Genomic DNA, 20,208 nt, shown 5'->3' with positions numbered 1-20,208 from the left:
CTTGTACTACGCTTGATTGTAGTACAAGATGAAATCCCTTTGAACAATCTGCGTCGTTCTTAGAATTTGGCTTATCATAGCTGTGACTTTTGATTCGCCTTTGATTCATTAGAAGAACTCAGCCTTACGAGTTCCTTGCCACCAGGCAATCCTTGCCGCTGATCTCGCGTTCAAGTTGGAGTAATGCACCCCGATGGCTCGCAAACCCAAACCCAAACCCACGCCATCAGAAGCCTTAGCCCCCAAAGCTAAGCCTAATCCGGCTGCATCCCCGACTTCTGCCAAAATGCCCGACAGCAAACCCGATACCCTGCCCAAGGCCAGCCCCGACCTATTTGAACATAGTCGCGCGACTCGCATGGCCTCGGCCCTGCCCATCTGGGAAGCCAGCAACATCCTCACCCAACGGAAACACCTCCCCTGGGCCCCCGATCCCAACGGCAAACTCTACTACGCCAAGGATATTGGAAACGGTCAAGGAGCCTTACACTTTTGGGTCACAGAAGATTTAGAAACCGAGCATCCCTCCACCTTAGCCGGAGCCGCTGCCCTCGCGGTAATCGATACCTTTGATATTCGCGCGGCCTGTATGCATTTGATCTACGCCGCCCACGCCGCCCAGCTCGATCGCCCCTGGGAACAGGAACTCGTCATCACCGACCAGCAGATCGAAGCCTACCTAGGACTGAAAAAACGCACCGATAAAAACCGGCAGGAAAAGCTAGCCCTCATCGAAGAAATTGCCAAACAACCCTGCAAAATTACCACCTTTATTTCCTGGCCGCGTCAGGGCAAAGTCAAAGGCTTCACCATTGAAGAAGGCCGACTCTGGCACATTTTAGGAACCCGTTATCACTATCAAGAAACGCTCTTCGGCAAAAAAGAATTAACGGGCATTACCTTTGTGGTGCGTCCAGGATTGTGGACAAGGTATTTCCTGAACGAAGAAGGACAGCGGGAAAAAACCGCCTTTTATCAGCAGGGCTATCTTGCCCAGGATGTCTTAGAAGGCGTGATGAGCGTCTGGCAACACCGAGAAGGGGCCGCTCGGTTAATGGTTTGGCTCATGTTCCAAACACAGTTCAGCCAACGATCGCCCCTGACTGTGGAAATGCTAATGGAAATAGCCTACGGTCGGGAAAAAGTTGATCTTGCGACCACTAATAGTGAAGCTCGCAAAAAGTTAGTCAACACTTGGGATGATGATTTGCTAGCCCTCCACGATCGGGGTTGGGAATTGCAATTTGACGCCGAAACCTATCCACCCGAAATTCAGCCCTTGGGCTTTGGACGTAGCAACTACCAACGGCCTCGGGGCTTTTTTGATCACCTTCTGAAAGCCCAACTGTGGATTCGACGACAGGATGGCAAGGATCTCCGGCTAGCGGCAGCAGAAACGCCCCATTCCGTTCCAGCGGGCAGCGACCTTGTTTCAGACAGCTCCATCATCCTGACAGGACAACAGGTGAAAGCCCTGCGCACCGAACGCAATTGGAGTCAACGCAAACTGGCCGCCTTCAGCGGGATCAGCCAAGGCTTAATTTCGCTGATTGAAAGTGGAGAGCGATCGATTACGGCGGATACTGAGGCCATCCTGAAACGGGTTTTCGAACTCGACCTCCCTGCCAACTGATTACAGATCTGCTACCAACCTTTGTAATCATTCGCAGATAGAGACTGTAATCATTCGCGAGACTTTGTAATCACTGGGTCTGCGATTGTCTGCGTTTGTCTACGATTCCGGCAGGTGCCCTCCCGTTACCTTCAGGCGACCGTCACCTTTGCATGACCGCACGCCCCCTGGGTTTCCCGACGATCGAGGTTGTAATCATCCACGAAGCTTGCAGCCTAGCAAAGGTAACTCAATCTTGCATAACCCTTGCTAGACAAGGATTTGAGATGATTACATGATTTCTAGACCCTACCCCCCGATCGCAGTGATTACAAAAAATCTCTAGACCCCCAGCCCCAACGCCATTTCCAGTAATCACGATCGTCCAAACCCAGACCTATCAGCCTATTTCCCTAGGATTGATTACACACTACTCTAGAGCCCCCACCCCTTAGATCTCTAGAGCCCCACCCCCAATTGTTGTGCCAGACTCGGATGGACTTCTAGACCCCCTCACCCAAAAAATCTAAGTCCCTACCCCCAACATTTCTAGCCCCCTACCCCCTTTATTTTTCTAAGTCCCTTAATTTACAGAGGTTTCAGTTTCTCAGATGATGCAGTTTGTAATCAAAGTGATTACAGGTTGCCCGGATCTCAGAACAGATCGATCGATCGGGATTTGGTATACATGATCAGGGATATCAGGGGATTCCTCTATCCATTGTGAGCGGAGTGAACTCTGCCCCCAACTTAAAAGCCCTCCCGCTAGCAACGAGAAGGCTCTTAAGGGTTTCGAGAATAGGACAGCAGGTTAACTTTTATGCTTTGGCGGGCGACAAAGTTACCTGTGCTGTACCCATCTTAGGGTGAATTTGCTAGTGCTGGCAATGCTAGTTAAGTCGCTCTATTTTGGTGTGCGCCTATTCCGATCGGACTGTTGTCTAGATCTGGAACTTGGCTATGGTACAAATCACACGGCCTCGGTCAAACCGAGCCAGTTTGCAAGCGGATTTTCAATACATTTCCGAGTGGGATGATGCATTTCTCTCACTCTTTCCCCACCGTTATGATTACATCTGGGCGCAACTGACCGTCGCGGGTGAAACAGTCCAGTGGCACACCGAAAGTCGGCATCCCCTCAGCGATCGGGCGATTCAGCAGGGAGGATTGCTCTACGGAGTTCGCTTCGGTTCCACCACTAATTACATCCTGTTAGACATTGATATCGGCAGTCCCTATCACCCCCGACAGGATCCCCTGGCGATCGCCCGTATTCTAGGAGCCTTGGAACCCCTAGGTTTGATTTCCTATCTTGCAGTGACATCGAGTTACAGCCAGGGGCTCCATTTGTATCTCCCCTTCGACGAGCCGCAGACTAGTTGGAAAATCGCCTTAGTGGTGTCTACACTTTTGGACAACTACGGGTTTAAATCCTATCCGGGGCAATTGGAAATTTTTCCTAATCCCAAGCCCTACGTTGTGGAAGGCGAGTTTAGCCTATTCAATGCTCATCGGCTACCGTTGCAAGTGGGATCCTATTTGCTGGATAGTGACTTTCAGCCGGTTTCCCACGCTCAATCTCGTTTTGTCGAAGTCTGGCAGCAATGTCAGAGCAGAAACGCTTTAGATCCCTTGGTTTTTAAACGGGTTCTGAAACAGGCAAAACAGAGAATTCATCGACTGTCTGGGAAAGCAGAGAAGTTTCTCAACGATTTGAATGCGGAAATTGAAGTGGGCTGGACAGGACGAGGACAAACCAATCGATTGCTTGGTCGAATCACTTTAAGAACCTACATTTTCCATCATGTTCTCACAGGTCAAAAACCATTAACGGGTCAAGATCTCATTATTGAAGTTGATCGAATTGCTCGATCGTTACCGGGCTACGAAGATTGGTGTCAGCACCAACACGAACTCAAACAGCGGATTGAAGAATGGGCTAGATGTATTGAAAACAGCCATTACTTTCAATACGGCAAGCAAACGATCGATCCAGCAAGTTCTCAAGATTCTAATTCCGATCGAATTGAGAAATCAGAGAATCGTAAGAAGGCTATTCGAGAAAAGATTCGTCGGGTTGTCGAGAGCTTAATCAGTCAGGGATTACTGCCAGTAGGAATTACCGATCGATTTAACCTACTAGTTAATTACCAAATTGGTGGAGGCTCATTGTATAAACATAAAGATCTTTGGCATCCAGAACACATTCAATCCAATTCAACTAACTTGAATTACCCTAAAAATTCCTCAAGCTTATTAGGGCAAAATTTGGGTAATTCGTTCGCTGGTCAAGCATACGCGGATATTTCCCGAACTGAGCCGGACGATCGATCGGGTAATGCTGCTGAGGGTCTACCCTCCAGTGTGACAGCGACTGTGACTGCTGCTGCTCATCTGCAAGCCCCTCACCCACAATCCTCCCACCCACAATCCTCCCACCCCGAAACGCTGGAACCCTCGATGAACTACCCATGGCTCCAGTGGGCCTATCCCCTGATGGCGATCGCGCGATCGGTCTCGAATCGGCTGATCGGCAGGCTCGGTTGGCAACTGCTACAGCAGGGAACGGGATGGCATCCAAGGATCACAAGTCCCACGGCGGACATTACCCCAGAGTGAGGAGGCAGGCCGTGAGGAGGCAGGCATAAGGAGGCAGGCTCGATCGCTCAAACCAAGGCTGAAAAAGGCTTTGAACCCATTTTTGGGTCGTTGTGAACCTGGATGTTACGAACTATTAAGGATTTAAATCTCTGGGATTTGCAGGTTGATGGAGTTTTATGGGCATTCTGGAACCATATTTCAATGAAAATTCACCACCGTCGCATGGCTACTATTACCCGTCGTCAGGAATGGGACAGCGTTCCTCGCACACTTTCCTCACTTCCGCCGTTGTCTGTCGGATTGGCTGTTACCTTGGGCTTGTGTAGTCAGCTATGCGGACAGTCGGTAGCGATCGCGCAAACCCCGATCGGGCAAACCTCAGTCGCGCAAACTTCAGTCGCGCAAACCCCGATCGGGCAAACCTTGATTGCACAAAACACGGGGGGGCCAACCGTTCCCTCTAATGGGGCTCCGGGGCGGATTGAAACCCTTCCTCCAGTGACGCCGCTGCCGTCCGACGTTCTCCCCACCCAGCCCAGCAACGGCGAACAATTGCCTGCGCCCCAACTGCCGGGTGCCGATCCCTTGGGCAATGAGGATATGACCGCCAAGGTGCGCGTCGATCGGATTGACGTGGTGGGTAGTACGGTCTTTAAGCCAGAGCAGTTTGCGGTGGTGACAGCTCCCTTTGTCGGACGGGAAATTACCTTTGCGGAGTTGCTGCAAGCGCGGGATGTCATTACGAAGCTCTACACCGACAATAACTATGTCACAACGGGGGCGATCGTCACCCCCCAAACGCTGAAAAATGGGGTCGTGACGATCGAAGTAATTGAAGGAAAATTAGAAGACATTAAAATTACGGGTAATCGACGGCTGAGAACCCCCTATATCCGCGATCGCATTAAACGCGGAGCCTCCACTCCCATCAAAACCGATCGGTTGCTAGAAAGCCTACAAATGTTACGGCTGGATCCTCGGATTCAAGGGGTTTCCGCAGACTTGCAAACTGGTGTGCGACCCGGTAGCAATATTTTGCAGGTGGAAGTTCAAGAAGCGGATACTTTTTCCACAACGTTTTCCTTAGACAATGGTCGATCGCCCAGTGTAGGTAGTTTCCGGCGCAAGGTGGAACTTCAGGAAGCGAACTTGCTGGGCTGGGGCGATACGATCACCCTGGGCTATACCAACACCAACGGTAGTAACGCGATCGATTTAAGTTATCTGCTGCCGATCAATGCCCGCAATGGCACAGTGTCCTTCTCCTACGGTACGTCCTGGAACCGAGTTCTAGAGGATCCGTTTAGTGTGTTGGATATTCAATCCAAGTCGCGCTATTACGAACTCAGCTATCGTCAGCCGCTGGTGCAGAAGCCGACGGAAGAGTTTGCCATGGGCTTTAGTTTTTCGCGGCAGGAAAGCCAAACGGAACTGGGCTTAGATAACATTGGGCCGTTCCCGCTCTCGCCGGGTGCAGACTCAGAAGGGAAAACCAAGGTTTCTGCCCTACGCTTTTTCCAAGACTATACGCAACGTAGTAATCACCATGTCTTGGCGCTACGATCGCAGTTTAGCGTGGGCGTGGACTGGTTTGGCGCGACGACCAACGAAGGCCAACCCGACAGCCGATTTGTTTCTTGGCGGGGGCAGGCCCAGTGGGTACGGCAGTTCGCTCCAGATGCGCTATTTTTGCTGAAGGGCGACGTGCAGTTGACCAATAACTCCCTGCTGCCCTTGGAGCAAATGGGGCTAGGGGGGCAAATGACGGTGCGGGGCTATCGTCAGGATGCGCTATTAACGGATAGTGGAGCGTTGGTGGCGGCGGAGTTACGTCTGCCGATCGTGCGTTCGCTGAAATCTGGAACGGTTCTGCAATTGGCTCCGTTTATTGACATCGGAACGGGTTGGAACTCCAAGCAAGATAATCCAGATCCAGAAACGTTGATTGGGATGGGCTTGGGGTTGATTTGGAAGCAGGGCAATAACCTGTCTGTACGGCTAGATTGGGGCATTCCCCTGGTGTCGGTCGAAGGGGAGAAGCGATCGCTCCAGGAAAATGGGTTGTATTTCTCAGTGAATTACACACCGTTTTAATCCCGTTCGTTCGAGCTTGAATCCATTGAAAAAGCAGGTCGGGAGAATTCCTGGCCTGCTTTTCTGTGACAGGTATTTTCTGTGACAGGCATTTCTGGAATCGTTAGGGTGTGGATGCAACGGGGGCTGTTTGGTTCGGTGATTGGAATCGATCGCGAAAAAATAATACATGTACTAAGTAAAACGACTTAAAACAGACTATTCTACCAAAAAATACAAAATTACAGTTGATTTTGCTGATATAGGGGAAAACTGAAAACAGCCTTTTGATTTCTTTGCAAACTGTGAGAGTACTCATCATGACCGGCGTAGTGACGTGGCTAGGGAGATCTCAGTCTGTTAGTGTTAACGCCCTTGTACTTGCGGTTGCGATCGGCCTAGGGGGAATGCACCCTCTCCAAGCTCAAGTCATTCCCGATGGCACGCTACCGACAACCGTTTCTCAAAGTGGTAATCACTTTACGATCGAGAACGGCACTCTGACGGGGACGAATCTGTTTCATAGCTTCAGCCAGTTTTCAGTTCCCACAGGTGGTTCAGCGTTTTTTAATAATGCGTTAAGTGTGCAGAATATTTTTGCACGAGTGACTGGGGGAACGGTTTCTAGCATTGATGGCCTGATTCAAGCCAATGGTGGTGCTAGCTTATTTTTACTGAATCCCAGTGGAATATTATTTGGGCCAAATGCCTCACTGAAGCTGGGGGGATCGTTGATTGGCACGACTGCTAATAGCATCAAGTTTGCCGATGGGACAGAGTTCAGCGCAGTGAGTCCCAGTAATTCCCCCCTGCTAACGATGAGTGTACCTGTGGGCTTGCAAATGGGAGCCAATGCTGGGGCGATAACAGTGCAAGGAACGCCTGCTAACAATTTTTTGTTGCGCCCCCCAACCCTATCGCTGACTCCCAATCAAACTCTGGCATTGGTCGGTGGGCAAATCGACATCAATAGCGCCAACCTGGCTGTACCGGATGGCCAAGTGGAACTGTGGGCTGTCCAGAATGGCACTGTGAATCTGCCGACGGTGGGGAACTGGCAATTGGCCGGTTCATCGTCCTCTCCCACTTGGGGCACCATCACGTTACGGCAGTCCTCCAATATCGATACCACAGGGGCTATAGGAGGCCCCATCAATATTCGAGGGCGGGGTTTGACCTTGCAGGATGGGGCAGGCATTTCAGCATTGACCGGTGCGAATGGCCACGGTAAAGGGATTCATATCCAAACGACGGAATTTGTGGATTTGCTGGGTGTTTCCCATCCTGAAAATTATATGCCTGCGGGTGTGTTCACAAGTGTTTCAGAAAGTGGTGCAACGGCTGGGGACATTACGATCGACACGCAAAAATTACGGCTTGCCAACGGTGCCTGGGTGCAATCCCTCAACTATGGGACTAACTTTTTCACCTTTGCCCCGATCAACAATGCCAAAACCGGCAATATTAGCGTGCGTGCGACCGATGTAGAAGTGGCTGGTTACAGCCCGTTTCCGAATCCGTTCACTGGCGTCTACGTTTCAGGGGCCATCACCACACTGGTTGCAGGTGGGCAACAGAATGACAGTGGCGCAATTACGGTGAATGCCGATCGGGTACGGTTGCTGGATGGGGGGCGCATTAGCACGGATTTATTGGGTTCGATTAATTTCTTTACAGGGCTGCCCAGCATTACAACGGGGACAGCAGGGGATATCTCCATTACGGCAAGGGAAAGTTTAGAGATTCGGGGCACAACACCAGCGGGGTTTACCAGTGCGGTGATTAGCTCTGTGCAAACCTTGGTCAACGGTCAAGGGGGCGACATTACGATTAATACAGGCCGACTGTCTGTGATGGAGGGAGGAACCATCTCCAGTGCCATCTCCGGTAGTCCGATCGCTGCATTGGCGGGTCAAGGTGCTGCGGGAAATATTACGATTCAAGCGACGGATGTGCAAGTTAGTGATCCCCGGATTGATAGTTACAGTCAAGGGGTGAGTGGGATTACAGTTGCATTAGGTCAGAATGCCACAGGGCAGGGCGGCAATATTAATCTCACGGCGAATAGTTTGCGAGTCTTTAATGGAGGGCAGATCACGTCTTCAACAGAAGGGAGCGGGGTCGCAGGAAATGTGAACCTCAATGTTAAAAACCTAGATGTGCAAGGGGTGTCTCCATCCTTATCCTTAAGGCCGGGGCAGTCTCTTCCCAGCACCCTCTCCGCTTCTTCCACAACGGGCTTTTCCGCAGGGTCGGTGAATCTCATCGTCGATCGACTTCAAGTGCGGGATGGTGCGACGATCGCAGTCAGCAACACGGGTTCTGGAGATGCTGGAAACCTGAATGTGAATGCCCGTAACATCTTTTTGGATAATGGTGCGAGTCTTCAGGCTGAAGTGAATGGTGGGAGTCAGGGAAATATCAATCTGACAACGAAGGAAGTGTTATTACTGCGTCGGGGTAGCAACATTACTACCAATGCACAAGGAGCTTCCACAGGTGGAAATATCAATATTAATGCTTTAGCGATCGTAGGACTGGAAAATGAAAATAGTGACATTGTAGCAAATGCTATCCTCGGAAGTGGTGGAAATATCAATATCACGACCCAGGCACTATTAGGATTGCAATTTAGATCAAAGTTAACACCTAAAAGTGATATTACTGCCAGCTCTGAATTTGGCTTGAGTGGGAATGTACAAGTAAATACGATCGGGACTGATCCGAATGCGGGCTTAACCGAATTACCCGTGAATGTAACTGACCCCAGTCAAAAAATAGCGACGGGCTGCGCTGCGAATCAGGGCAGTCAATTTGTTGCAACCGGGCGCGGTGGAATTCCACAAAATCCCAACCAGCAAGTTGTGGGCGATCGTCCTTGGGAGGATATGCGAGATCTGTCTGCGTATCGTGGCAAGCAAAGTATTACAGATCCCGTTCCTGCAACGCAACCGATTCTCATCCAAGCATCGGGGTTTCAACGCAACGTAGATGGCACGATCGCTCTGATTGCAAGTCCTATCCCTGTTGTCGCAGACGCGATCGTAACCTGTAGCGAAAACAATTTTCAAACAGTCAAGACTCTGTAAAAATGGAAAACTTGATTATGTGAGTTTACTGAGCTAAAAAAACACGGTGCCGGGAATTCTAACATAACTGTTTGTGGAGTCCTTGGATGAAAGTTCGGTCGATCGTTGGCGTATTGGGTGTTTTAATGGGTTTCGGCCCTTGGATGGAGATCGCCAATGCCCAAGTGATTCCGGATGGTAGCTTACCTACGACAGTGAGCAGTCCTAACGCACGGGATTTCACGATCGATGGCGGTGGGCGATCGGGCGGCAATTTATTTCATAGCTTTAGCCAATTTTCAGTGCCCACGGGCGGATCTGCCTTTTTTAACAATGCGTTAGATGTGCAGAATATCTTTGCGCGGGTGACGGGGGGGACGGCTTCCAACATTGATGGGTTGCTGAAAGCCAATGGTGGTGCCAGCTTATTTTTACTCAATCCTATTGGAATATTATTTGGGCCGAACGCCTCGCTCAATCTTGGGGGATCGTTTATTGGAACCACTGCGAGTAGTATTCAGTTTGCCGATGGGACAGCGTTCAGTGCAACGAATTCCAGCACTGTGCCCTTGCTAACGATGAGCGCTCCGATCGGTCTGCAAATGGGGCAAAATCCAGGGGAAATCACCGTCCAAAACACGGGTCATCGGCTTGAGGGGGGCGGATTTCTACCGTTTGATGCCAGCAAGAGCCCGATCGGATTGCAGGCAGGGTTTGGCCAAACGTTGGCGTTAGTGGGGGGAAATGTAAATTTCTCGGGTGGAATTCTCTCCATTAAAGGCGTTGGTCGTCTAGAAGTCAGTAGTGTGAACCAGGGCCAAGTCAGTCTCACGTCCACGCAGCAAGGCTGGGTCGGCGATTATTCATCTGTTTCACAGTTTGGAGATATCCATCTTGCCGATCAATCCCTGCTGGATGTCAGCGGTTATAGCGGTACGATCGCTTTGCAGGGACGCAATATCAGTTTGGCGGATGGGTCTTTTGTCCTGAAAAATAGCGTTGGCTCCCAGTCTGCGGGTGGAATCGTCATTCATGCCACGGATTCTATTCATCTGGTTGGAAATACAGTCGATGGATTGTGGGGAAATGGAATTTATTCAACCAACCTAGGGTTGGGAACGGTGGAAGGGGTGAGGATCACGGCTAACCAACTTTTGCTCCAGGATGGCGCTCGCATCGAAGCCCGGACTTTTACACCGGCTGGGAGCGGCAATATGAATGTGAATGTTCGCGATCGCCTAGAAGTCCATGGATTCAATTGGACCAATCCTATCAATGTTTCTGGAATCGGGAGTGCAACCTTTGGCAGTGGCAAGGCTGGGGAGGTTCTAGTTACAGCCAATCATGTTCAACTTCTCCGGGGGGGAAGTATTTTCTCTGCGACTGCAAGTACTGGTCAAGCGGGACAGGTTACGGTGAATGTAGCAGACTTGATTGAAATTGCAGATGCAGTTCCGGCAACCGCGTCGTCAAGTTCGATCGTGTCCAGTAGTATCGGTGCAGGCAATGCTGGTGATGTGCTAATCAATACATCAAGATTATTGCTACGAGAAAGTGGCGTGATTGGTTCGACGGCGCTGGCGTCTGGTTCAACGGGTAACATTACAGTCAATGCGACAGAGTCCGTTGAAATGCGAGGTGTGGCGGAGGGGCTTGCGCTCCCTAGTCGCTTGCTGGCGGCCGTGGAAATTGTTGATCCTAGAACCCAAGCCTTCTTGAGGGTACCCGCCATCCCGACAGGGAATGCAGGCACAGTGACCATTAATACTCCAGTGTTAAAAATTACCGATCGGGCAACGCTATCTGTGCGGAATGATGGGCCTGGACAAGCAGGCGATATCCGATTCAATACTCAATCTACGTTGTTAGATGGCAAAGCCAGCATTACAGCTTCTACCATGTCTGGGAGTGGTGGAAACATCTATCTCAATCATGGTCATCTGCTGCTCATGCGCCATGGCAGTGTGATTAGCGTTTCCACTCAAGGGACGGGGGACGGGGGCAACATAACTCTGCAATCGCCAATCATTTTGGGATTGGAAAATAGTGACATTATTGCCAATGCCGTTAGAGGTAAGGGTGGCAACATTAATATTACAACCCAGGGAATTCTAGGCTTAAAGTTCCGAGGGCAGCTAACCCCCGATAATGATATTACAGCAAGTTCTGAATTTGGTTTGAGCGGCAATGTACAAGTGAATACGATCGGGACTGATCCCAACGCAGGATTAACCGAGTTGCCTGTAAACGTATCTGATTCGAGTCAAAAAATAGCAACGGGCTGCGCTGCCAACCAGGGAAGCCAGTTTGTTGCAACCGGGCGCGGTGGGATTCCACAAAACCCCAATCAGCAAATTGTAGGCGATCGTGGCTGGACTGATCTCCGGGATCTGTCTAACTATCGTGGGAATCAAGAATCCGTGGCTCAAGCTCCTGCAACCCAGCCCCTACTCCTGCAAGCCTCTGGATGGCAACGTAACGCCGATGGCTCGATCGAGTTAGTGGCTCGATCGGGCTCAGTTTCTCCAGGCTCGATCGCAACCTGTAGCGGTGGTTTAACCAGTAGTTTAACTGGTAGTTTAACCAGTAGTTTGAAAAACTGAGGATATTAAATGACTAGGTATTGTTGAACTGTACAGTCATTTCATTGTGTTTCTAGCCGAACCTTAAGGGTTTCAAAAACGCTGTATCGTCAGATTCAGCAACACTCATCATGATATCCTCAGTTGCGCTTATGTAGAATAGCAGCACCCAGATCGGATTTGCAGTAATCCATTGCTGCGTTAACAATTAATTGCTGAGTTAACAATCAATTGCTGCGTTAACGAGGATCATTTTCTTGGGTTTCCTTCTTCATTTGTTCCCCATTGTTCTGTAAAGCCTTACCCGTATTACTCAGCGCTTCCCCTGTCCCCTTTTTCACCACGTCACCCGCTTCCTGAACGGCTTCCCCAGTTTCCTTAGCGGCTTCCTTTGCTTCTTTCGCTGCTTTATCGGTTTCTTGCTTTACGGTTTGCCCAGCCTCTTTAGCAGCTTCATTGGTCTTTTTCACCGCGCGATCGGTATCCTTTTGCATAGCATCCCCAGTCTTATTGAGGGCATCTCCCGATTGCTCAATGGCTTCTCCCCCTTCCTTTTTCAGCGTTTCACCCGTATTGGAACAGGCCACGACGCCAAAGGAAGCGACTAGGGCTAGCATGAGTCCAAAGGTTGTAAATTTCATAGTCCTTGTGCTCCAAGATTTGCTGAAGGTCTCTATCATCCACAGTAACGGCCTCGGCAGGAGAGAGCATCACTATTTTGAGAGATCCAAAAAATTCCTTAGGCAGTTGGTGGCTTGTCCGTTGGCAGCTTATCCGTTGGCAGCTTGACGGTAAAAGTGCTGCCACTCCCTTGTTGAGATTCCACGGAGATTTGCCCGCCATGGGCTTCCACAATTTGCCGACAGAGGTATAGCCCTAAACCACTGTTCGATCGCTTGTGTTGCCCCCGACGAAATCGCTCAAATAGCATAGGCTGATCCTCAGGTGCAATACCGCTGCCCGTATCCTGCACTTGAATTGTTAGCCACGGTATTTCGGGTGTAGCAGCCGTTATTTGAATGGTCACAGAACCCCGATCGGTAAACTTTAAACTATTGCCCACTAAATTCGTCAACAGACGTTTTAACTCCAAGCGATCGCCTTGGATGCCAAAACTGGCTTGAGGCATTTCACTATCCACCAAGACCGCCTTCAGTTTCAACGACTTTGCATTTGCTAAAGAACTCAATTCTTGAATAATTTCATCAATGAGTTCCGTCATTTCAAAGGGAATTAAATTAAACTGTTTAGCATTGGCATCATAGGTATAGGCTTCAACAATATTGCGTACCATTTGTAGTAGGTCTTCATTACTTCGGATAATGACATTCATCCGTTGTTTAACTTTCTCAGGCACGTCACCAAAAGCATCTTCCTGCATTAACTGAAGCATTCGGTTAGCCGCGACCAATGGCGTTTGTAAATCATGGGTCATCCGTGAAATAAATTCCTCCTTTTGTTGGAGGAGTTCTTCCCGCTGGCGATTGGCTAACTCTGCGGCTTTTTCTGCATGATAGACCCGCAGGACGTTCTGAAAAACTTGCCGCAACCGTCCAGGGGAGACCGTGGATTTCGATAAATAATCTGAAGCTCCAGCCTTCATCAACTCAACGGCAATTTGGTCGTTACTTTGACCCGTTAAGCTAATAATTGGGATACGAATCCCCTGCTGACGTAACTGTTTAACCAAATCTAAGCCATTACCATCGGGTAATCGATAATCCACAAAGATACAGTTAAATTCATGATGATTGATGAGAGAAAGTGCCTTAGCACAATTTTCGGCTTCTATTAAATTGGCCTGAAAGTCAGCTCCTTTGAAAGCTCGGCGCACCGCCATACGATCGACGGGATCATCATCGACAACCAGCACTTTTAGGGTCTCAATCCCTAAGGTTGCAATGTCTAGGGTGTCATGAATCAGCGTTTCTTGGGTTGGCTTTTTAGCTGTAATATTTAAGTCTACGTTGAGCTTTGCATCTACGTTGCTTCTGTTGTTAGCTTTTTCATCTTTCATAACATAGGTACTTTATGGCATTTCCGAGAGTAACCAATATTGACTGATGACGTTCATGGTTTCAACAAAGCTTGAAAAAGTAATCGGCTTAACGATGTAGCCTGCAACATTTAACTTGTAGGCTGCAACCCGATCGCTCTCTTGCTTGGAGGTTGTCAGAACGACCACAGGAATATGACGGAGATTGGGATCCCGCCGTAGTTCTTGCAGAAACTCCAGCCCTCCCATTTTGGGCATATTTAAATCGAGCAAAATTAACAAATGACCAGGATGGGCGAGATGTTTCGAATCATTGCGAAGCATGGACAGTGCTTCTAATCCATTGGCGGCGCGGTGTAGAGGCACCTCTAAACCGTTCTTTTTCAGCGCCCGCTGGACGTTCATGACATCGACTTCATCATCTTCAACTAGTAAAATGTTTAGATTCCGCACAATGGTTAACATGATAGTTTTGTCTAGATAACGGGACTTAAGCAGGCAATAGTAACAAACGGTTGCGATTGAGGAACAACGGTCTAGACCCGAAATCTAGGGTTAGGAATCTAGGCAGTAATCACGTTGGCTGAATGACCCTTAGGGATCACCTGGGTTGAGTCACCTGGGTAAGAAGGCTCACTCATTGACCGTTTAGCAGTGCACACAGACTAACTAGAATGCTAATTGACTAGAACGCCAACGCAGTACTAGCAATACCCCCTAGCAAGACTCTGTGGATGCATTCTAGAACATACCTTCTAGCGTTTCCGGGAATGCTCCATCGATTGATGTGCTTAAGTCCAGTATGCTGCCAGATTTTCCGCACAGCATTCCTCTATTGTAAGACGTTATACCAATTGTCTATCTTCCAAAAGTATTATTTTCATTTTCCCGATAATATTTCCCGACAGTATATGGGACTGACTAGGTTTCCGGGTGCTTCGGCCAACTGAAATGAATGGTGGTTCCCCGTTCTCCATTACTCTGGATCCAAATTCGCCCTCCAACCCGTTCCACTAGCTTTTTCGCGATCGCGAGTCCAATCCCGGTATTTTCAGTCAGATCGCGGGGTTCCAGGGTCTCAAACAGACGAAAGACCCGAGTGTGGTACGCCGAAGGAATGCCGGGGCCATCATCCTGCACCATAAATTCGATCATGTCTTCCCCTCCGTGGGCAAAGATCTCGATTTGTCCCGTCGATCGATCGTGGTGTTTGACCGCATTTTCCAAAAGCTCTTCTAGCACCTTTTTTAAGTGCACTTTGCAGGTTGTTAAGGTGACCAAAGGATGGTGGAGTTGTAAGTCAAATCCCTCGGGCAAGGGGCGGGCCTGTTGAATTTCTTCTACGATCGCATCTAGTTGCACGGCCTCGGGGGCGACTGGTGTTTGGCCGAGGTTGGTATATTCCCACAGGCCATCAATCAGGGCATTGAGCCGGTGGGTGCGCTTGCGTAGTAGGTGCAGGTAAGTCAATAACTGTTCTGACGTGTAACCGCTCAGTTCTTCTTCAATCCATTCCGACAGCGTGACGATGCCACGCACGGGGGTGCGCAGGTCGTGGGCGGTGGCATAGGCAAAGTCTGCTAACTCTTGGTTACGCCGCTCTAGGGAGGAGTTGGAACGGATGAGGGCTTGGTTCAGCCGCTCTAATGCATCCAAATGCAGTTGCAATTGTTGCATGAGGCTAATTTGCTCAGACACATCCCGAATGATGGCGATCGATTGGTTTTCTCCAGGGATTTCGCTTAAGGAGAGTTCGATCGGGATACTCGATCCATCCTTGCGATAGGCTTGGGTTTGCCAGGTGCGGCCTAGGCGGGGTAACTGTTCTAGCCAACTCCGCAAGGGGGGCAACGGTCTTGGCAAGGGCGTTGTGGGTTCCACTAAAATTTGAATTAATGGACATTCCAGTAACTCCGTTGGTGAATATCCCAACATATGGCTGACGGCAGGATTTACGGTTTCCACAAACCCAGCGGCGTCGATGACAATAATGCCGTCTACGATATCGTTACTGAGGGTTTTCAGTAAGCTATTACGAGTTTGTAATTGGGATTCTCGGCTTTTGAGTTCTTCTCCTAGGAGACCAAACAGGTAAATCGCTCCAGCGGTGGATAGCACACCCGAGACAACAGCCAGTTGTTGCAGCGCTTGAATCAGACTCCGAATCTGCTTTTGTTCGGTTTGCCGTTGCTTGAGCAGGGCGTATTCATAGGTTTGAAAGTTTGCAATCGTTTGCCGTAACTGATCCATGGCCTCCTTGCCCTGCCGCAGCAGTTCTGCTTGTTGGCTGGGGCTAGAAGCAGCTTGCAGTTCATTGGTCAGCCGTTGAATGGTTTCAATTTGGGTTCTCAGGGGGGCTAATTGCGATCGATTAGTGTAGTCAAGCTCCGTATCCGCTTCAACGGAGGAGACTAACTTCTGCAAAACCTGGGGAACACTTTGGTGCGCCTGGTAAAACGGTTCTAAGAAATCTGGGTTCTGCTTGAGCACAAAGCCCCGGACGCCGGTCTCAGCGTTTAGGAGTGTGATCAAGAGTTCATTGCTAAGATCGAGCCTTGTCTGGACTTGCTCAATGCGCTCGGCGACCTTTAATCCTTGCGATCGCGACCAAAACCAAGCGCCCACAGTGCCAAATAAACAGAGGGATGGGATAGTGACAATGATAGCTCCCCGATAGGTTAAGGAGAGACGAGACCACCGATTTAACCAACTTAGATTTCGCAGCATCCCGTTATCTTAAGATAGTTTCTGAACAAACGATCTCTCTGTGAAAAACTGATGAGAAATGATCAAAAAGTTCACTCAAGTTTGGCCCTATCTCCGCTGATCTGCCATCTTCCTTTAGTAATTTTTTTCCTCGTATTTTGGCCAATCGGTGGGAACCAGGCTAGCGATCGATCGACTGGGGCCAGGTAAAGGAGAACTGACACCCCCTCGGAATGTCGCAGTGGACTGTAATTTGGCCGCCCTCCGCTTCTACGATCTTTTTAACCAAGGCCAGCCCAATGCCAGTATTGTCCGTTGAGTGATCCGCCTGTAAGGTCTGGAAAATTCCAAAAATTCGCTCGTGCTCTGTTTCAGGAATGCCGGGGCCATCATCCTTGACCGTAAATTGATAGTACTGATCCGTCTGCGGTTGGCAGGCGATTGTAATGGAACCATCGGGGCGATCGTGGTGTTTAATCGCATTGCTCATCAAGTTGGCGAAGACTTGATGTAATAACAACCGCTTCGATCTCAGGGTGGGCATTGTGCCTGCAATGGTGATGTTAAAGCCTGGGGGAGGGGCTAACGAGTCAATCACCTCCTGCACGAGATCGGCTACATCCACAGACTCAATGGCCAAATCCTGCCGACCCACGCGGGAATATCGCAGTAATCCATCAATTAGGGCATCCATGCGATGGACTCGTTGGCGCAGCAGTTGCAGTTGTTGTTGATTCTCTTCCGGGATTTGACCCATGAGATCATCTTCAATCCATTCCGAGAGGTTGGCGATCGCCCGTAGCGGTGCTTTCAGGTCATGGGACGCAATGTAGACAAACTGATCCAATTCCTGATTGCGTTCCCGCAGCCGTTGTTGGGCTGTAACCAGCGATTGGTTAATCAGTTGTAGTTCTTCAGTTTGTTGCTGGTTTTGTAATTCCAACTGCTTACGTTCTGTGATGTCTTCGACCGCAGATAAAAAATAACTGGGTTTGCCTAAACGCTCTTCTGCGGTGCTCTCCCGGACTAGGGAAACGGTAATATTGACCCATACATGGTGGCCTTGCTTGTGAATATAACGCTTCTCTAGGGAATATTCAGGGATTTCATTCTTCAATAATTGTTCCACAAGGGCGAGATCTTTAGGCAGATCTTCGGGGGCCGTAATGGCTTGAAAGGTGGTTTGCAGCAACTCTTCTGGGCGGTATCCCACAATCTCACATAGCTTACGGTTGACCCGCAACCATTGGCCTTCCAAGGAGACATGACAAAATCCTAGGGCGGTTTGTTCAAAGGTGGTGCGGAACAACGCTTCGCTTTGTTGCAATGCCGATGCCCATTTGCGTCGATCGGTGATGTCTCGGGACACGGAGAGGAGTTGTTCAACCTCACCCTCGGGGCCTAGGATAGGGGTCACGGTGACTTCCCACCATTTTGGTGTCCCTTTGGCCGTTGGACAAAATCCTTCAAATTTGCCAACTTTCTTCGATTGCGCTGCTGTAAGTGCGGTTCTGGCCATCTGTTGGTCTTCCCCTTGCCAAAAATGGAGCCAACAATGATTGGCTGCTTGCTGGCTGAAATTGTCGATTTCCATCAACGACTGGCCGTTGTCATTCATGTAGAGCAGATTGCCTTCGAGATCCAAAACCTTAATGCAATCTTGATTGCTTTCCAAAATGCGACGGGTGAATTCTTCACTGCGCTGTAACGCGGCTTCATTCAGCTTCCGATCGGTAATGTCGTACACCAGCCCGGACATCCAGCGAGGCTGACCCTGGTCATCGGGATGAATTTCACCCACGCCATCAATCCAACGAATTTGGCCATCTTGCCACTGAATGCGATATTCGCAGCGGTACTCGGGCGTTTCCTGGTCAATCGCCTTTTGGAGTTCCCGTTCCACCCGGGCCCGATCGTCGGGATGTACCCGATTAAACCATTCGTCGTAGATCTGCTGGGTGCTCCCTGGCTCGTAGTCAAATAGGGCTTCAAATTCGGGGGTCCAAGAGAGTTTTTGGGTTTGCAGATCCCACGTCCAAGCGGCGGCTTTGGCCACTCGTAGGGCGATCGACAGCCGCTCGGTGTAGAGTTCGGTGCGCAGCCGCATTGCTTCTGCTTGTTTCATGGCCGTGATATCGCGACCTTCGGGAATAATGAGCGTCACCTTCCCTTGGGCATCTCGAATGGGGGTCAGGGAAAAATCGATCGTCAAGGTCTGTCCCTCTGCGCCTGCCACCTCGACTTCATAGCGAATAAATTCGCCCTGGGCTGCCCGCGCGATCGCCGATCGTAACTGCTGTTGATTCTCAGAAGAATTGCGCCACCAAGGGGTATCCCAAAAGGGTTGCTGAATCACCTCTGCCGCCGTCACGCCCCCAAATTCCAGGGCGGTTTGATTGGCTTCAATCAGGGTTCCGTCGGGCTGGAGCAAGCCAATAAACTGAAAGGTTTGATTAAAAATAGCCCGAAACCGTTTTTCACTCTGCTCTAGGGCTTCGGTGGCGCGCTTATAGGCTGTAATATCGCGCATTAAGACCACGGCTCCCAATTTTTCCCCCGTGGCGCTGTAGATACAAGCCCCGTTAGAGAGCAGCGATCGCGACTGCCCTGCTTTGGGCTTAATCATAATTTCTTCGCCTTCAACGGTTTCCCCTGCTAAAGCGCGGTAGAGGGGAATTTCAGAAACCGCTAAGGGTCGGGTACCCGATCGATCGTAGAGATCGTAATAGTTGGACCAATGTTCTGGTGAAATGGGTTCCGGGGGCAAACCGTGGAACATCTGTGCAGCACGGTTAAACAGGACTAATTGCCCTTGGGCATCGCAGGCGACAATGCCATCGGAGGCATGGGTTAACAAGGCTTCTACAAATTGGCTCGATTGGCGGGAATCGGGTAGCATGGCCCCACTGCCAAGCCGGACTGCCACCCCCAGCCAAGCCCGGTGATTGGCAAAGGGGCTATCGAGGGGGGCTTTCTCAAGGTTGGCCGTCGCATCCGGTGGGCTCTCCTCCTTGACCTTGTCATTGCCCTTGTCATTGACTTTGTCATTGCCCATGGCTTCTAGGCTGACTTGCATCCACTCGTAAACGCCCTGGGCATTCTTTAACCGCACCTTACAGTCCACGACGGTTAGGGACGATCGAGCCGCTTCCCAGGCCAACTGAATGCGATCGCGATCGCTCGGTTCCACCCAGTCCCACAACAGCCCTAGATCCTGGGCGGGATGCGATTGTCCGGTAAAGCGCTTCCAGGGGGGATTGGTCAGCCTCAGGTGGCCTCGATCGTCCATCATCCAGGCTAGGTCAGTCATGCGATCGAGGAATTTTTGACAGCAGGAGAGGGCAAAGGAATAGGGCATAGGCGATTAGCTCCTACTGCAAGGGAAAAAACACATCTAGGCAGAACTCAGGAACGCTTAAAAGTCGATTCCCTTTCAAAGAATCACTTTCAACATGGATCGCCTTCAGGTCAGATGGATGCCAAAAGCGTCAGCACAGAATTGACTACACAATTATAAAGTACTTCTAAAATTCACGTTGGATGCTTTAGCGATGATCCGAATCAAAGATG

Annotated in this window: 10 protein-coding genes; 5 read left to right on the top strand and 5 right to left on the bottom strand. The window is 50.0% G+C overall.

Features of this window, described 5'->3' with window-relative positions; all coding sequences use genetic code 11:
• Window positions 1-193 precede the first annotated feature (193 nt).
• The 5 genes from H6G21_RS14205 (at window position 194) to H6G21_RS14185 (ending at window position 11,957) form a co-directional block, all read left to right on the top strand.
• Window positions 194-1,633, top strand: coding sequence for a helix-turn-helix transcriptional regulator (locus tag H6G21_RS14205; RefSeq protein ID WP_242041829.1), 1,440 nt, complete (start codon window positions 194-196; stop codon window positions 1,631-1,633).
• A gap of 939 nt (window positions 1,634-2,572) precedes the next feature.
• Window positions 2,573-4,231, top strand: a complete 1,659-nt coding sequence (locus H6G21_RS14200) for a hypothetical protein (RefSeq protein ID WP_190574085.1) — start codon at window positions 2,573-2,575, stop codon at window positions 4,229-4,231.
• 102 nt (window positions 4,232-4,333) lie between these two features.
• Window positions 4,334-6,307, top strand: a complete 1,974-nt coding sequence (locus H6G21_RS14195) for a ShlB/FhaC/HecB family hemolysin secretion/activation protein (protein WP_242041827.1) — start codon at window positions 4,334-4,336, stop codon at window positions 6,305-6,307.
• Between the two features lie 386 nt (window positions 6,308-6,693).
• Window positions 6,694-9,375 (top strand): S-layer family protein, encoded by a 2,682-nt coding sequence (locus tag H6G21_RS14190; protein ID WP_190574152.1) that lies wholly within the window; start codon window positions 6,694-6,696, stop codon window positions 9,373-9,375.
• A gap of 86 nt (window positions 9,376-9,461) precedes the next feature.
• Window positions 9,462-11,957, top strand: a complete 2,496-nt coding sequence (locus H6G21_RS14185; RefSeq protein ID WP_190574084.1) for an S-layer family protein — start codon at window positions 9,462-9,464, stop codon at window positions 11,955-11,957.
• Between the two features lie 218 nt (window positions 11,958-12,175).
• Here H6G21_RS14185 and H6G21_RS14180 read toward each other — a convergent pair whose 3' ends face one another.
• The 5 genes from H6G21_RS14180 to H6G21_RS14160 form a co-directional block, all read right to left on the bottom strand.
• A complete protein-coding gene (locus H6G21_RS14180; protein ID WP_190574083.1) occupies window positions 12,176-12,577 on the bottom strand; it encodes a hypothetical protein in 402 nt (133 codons plus the stop codon).
• Window positions 12,578-12,675: 98 nt separating this feature from the next.
• Complete coding sequence (locus H6G21_RS14175) at window positions 12,676-13,953, bottom strand: hybrid sensor histidine kinase/response regulator (protein WP_190574082.1); 1,278 nt, start codon at window positions 13,951-13,953, stop codon at window positions 12,676-12,678.
• Window positions 13,954-13,965: 12 nt separating this feature from the next.
• On the bottom strand, window positions 13,966-14,397 hold the full coding sequence (locus H6G21_RS14170; protein ID WP_190574081.1) for a response regulator: 432 nt from the start codon (window positions 14,395-14,397) through the stop codon (window positions 13,966-13,968).
• A 456-nt stretch (window positions 14,398-14,853) separates the two neighbouring features.
• Window positions 14,854-16,659, bottom strand: coding sequence for an ATP-binding protein (locus H6G21_RS14165; RefSeq protein ID WP_190574080.1), 1,806 nt, complete (start codon window positions 16,657-16,659; stop codon window positions 14,854-14,856).
• Between the two features lie 160 nt (window positions 16,660-16,819).
• Window positions 16,820-19,996 carry a PAS domain S-box protein gene (locus H6G21_RS14160; RefSeq protein ID WP_190574079.1) on the bottom strand — a complete coding sequence of 1,059 codons (3,177 nt, stop codon included), beginning with the start codon at window positions 19,994-19,996 and terminating at the stop codon, window positions 16,820-16,822.
• Window positions 19,997-20,208: the final 212 nt, after the last annotated feature.

It is taken from the genome of Alkalinema sp. FACHB-956 (assembly GCF_014697025.1).
In the GTDB taxonomy this organism is placed as follows: Bacteria; Cyanobacteriota; Cyanobacteriia; order Leptolyngbyales; family Leptolyngbyaceae; genus Alkalinema.
Note: the sequence above shows the minus strand (reverse complement) of the source record. Positions and strands in the feature narration are given on the sequence as shown.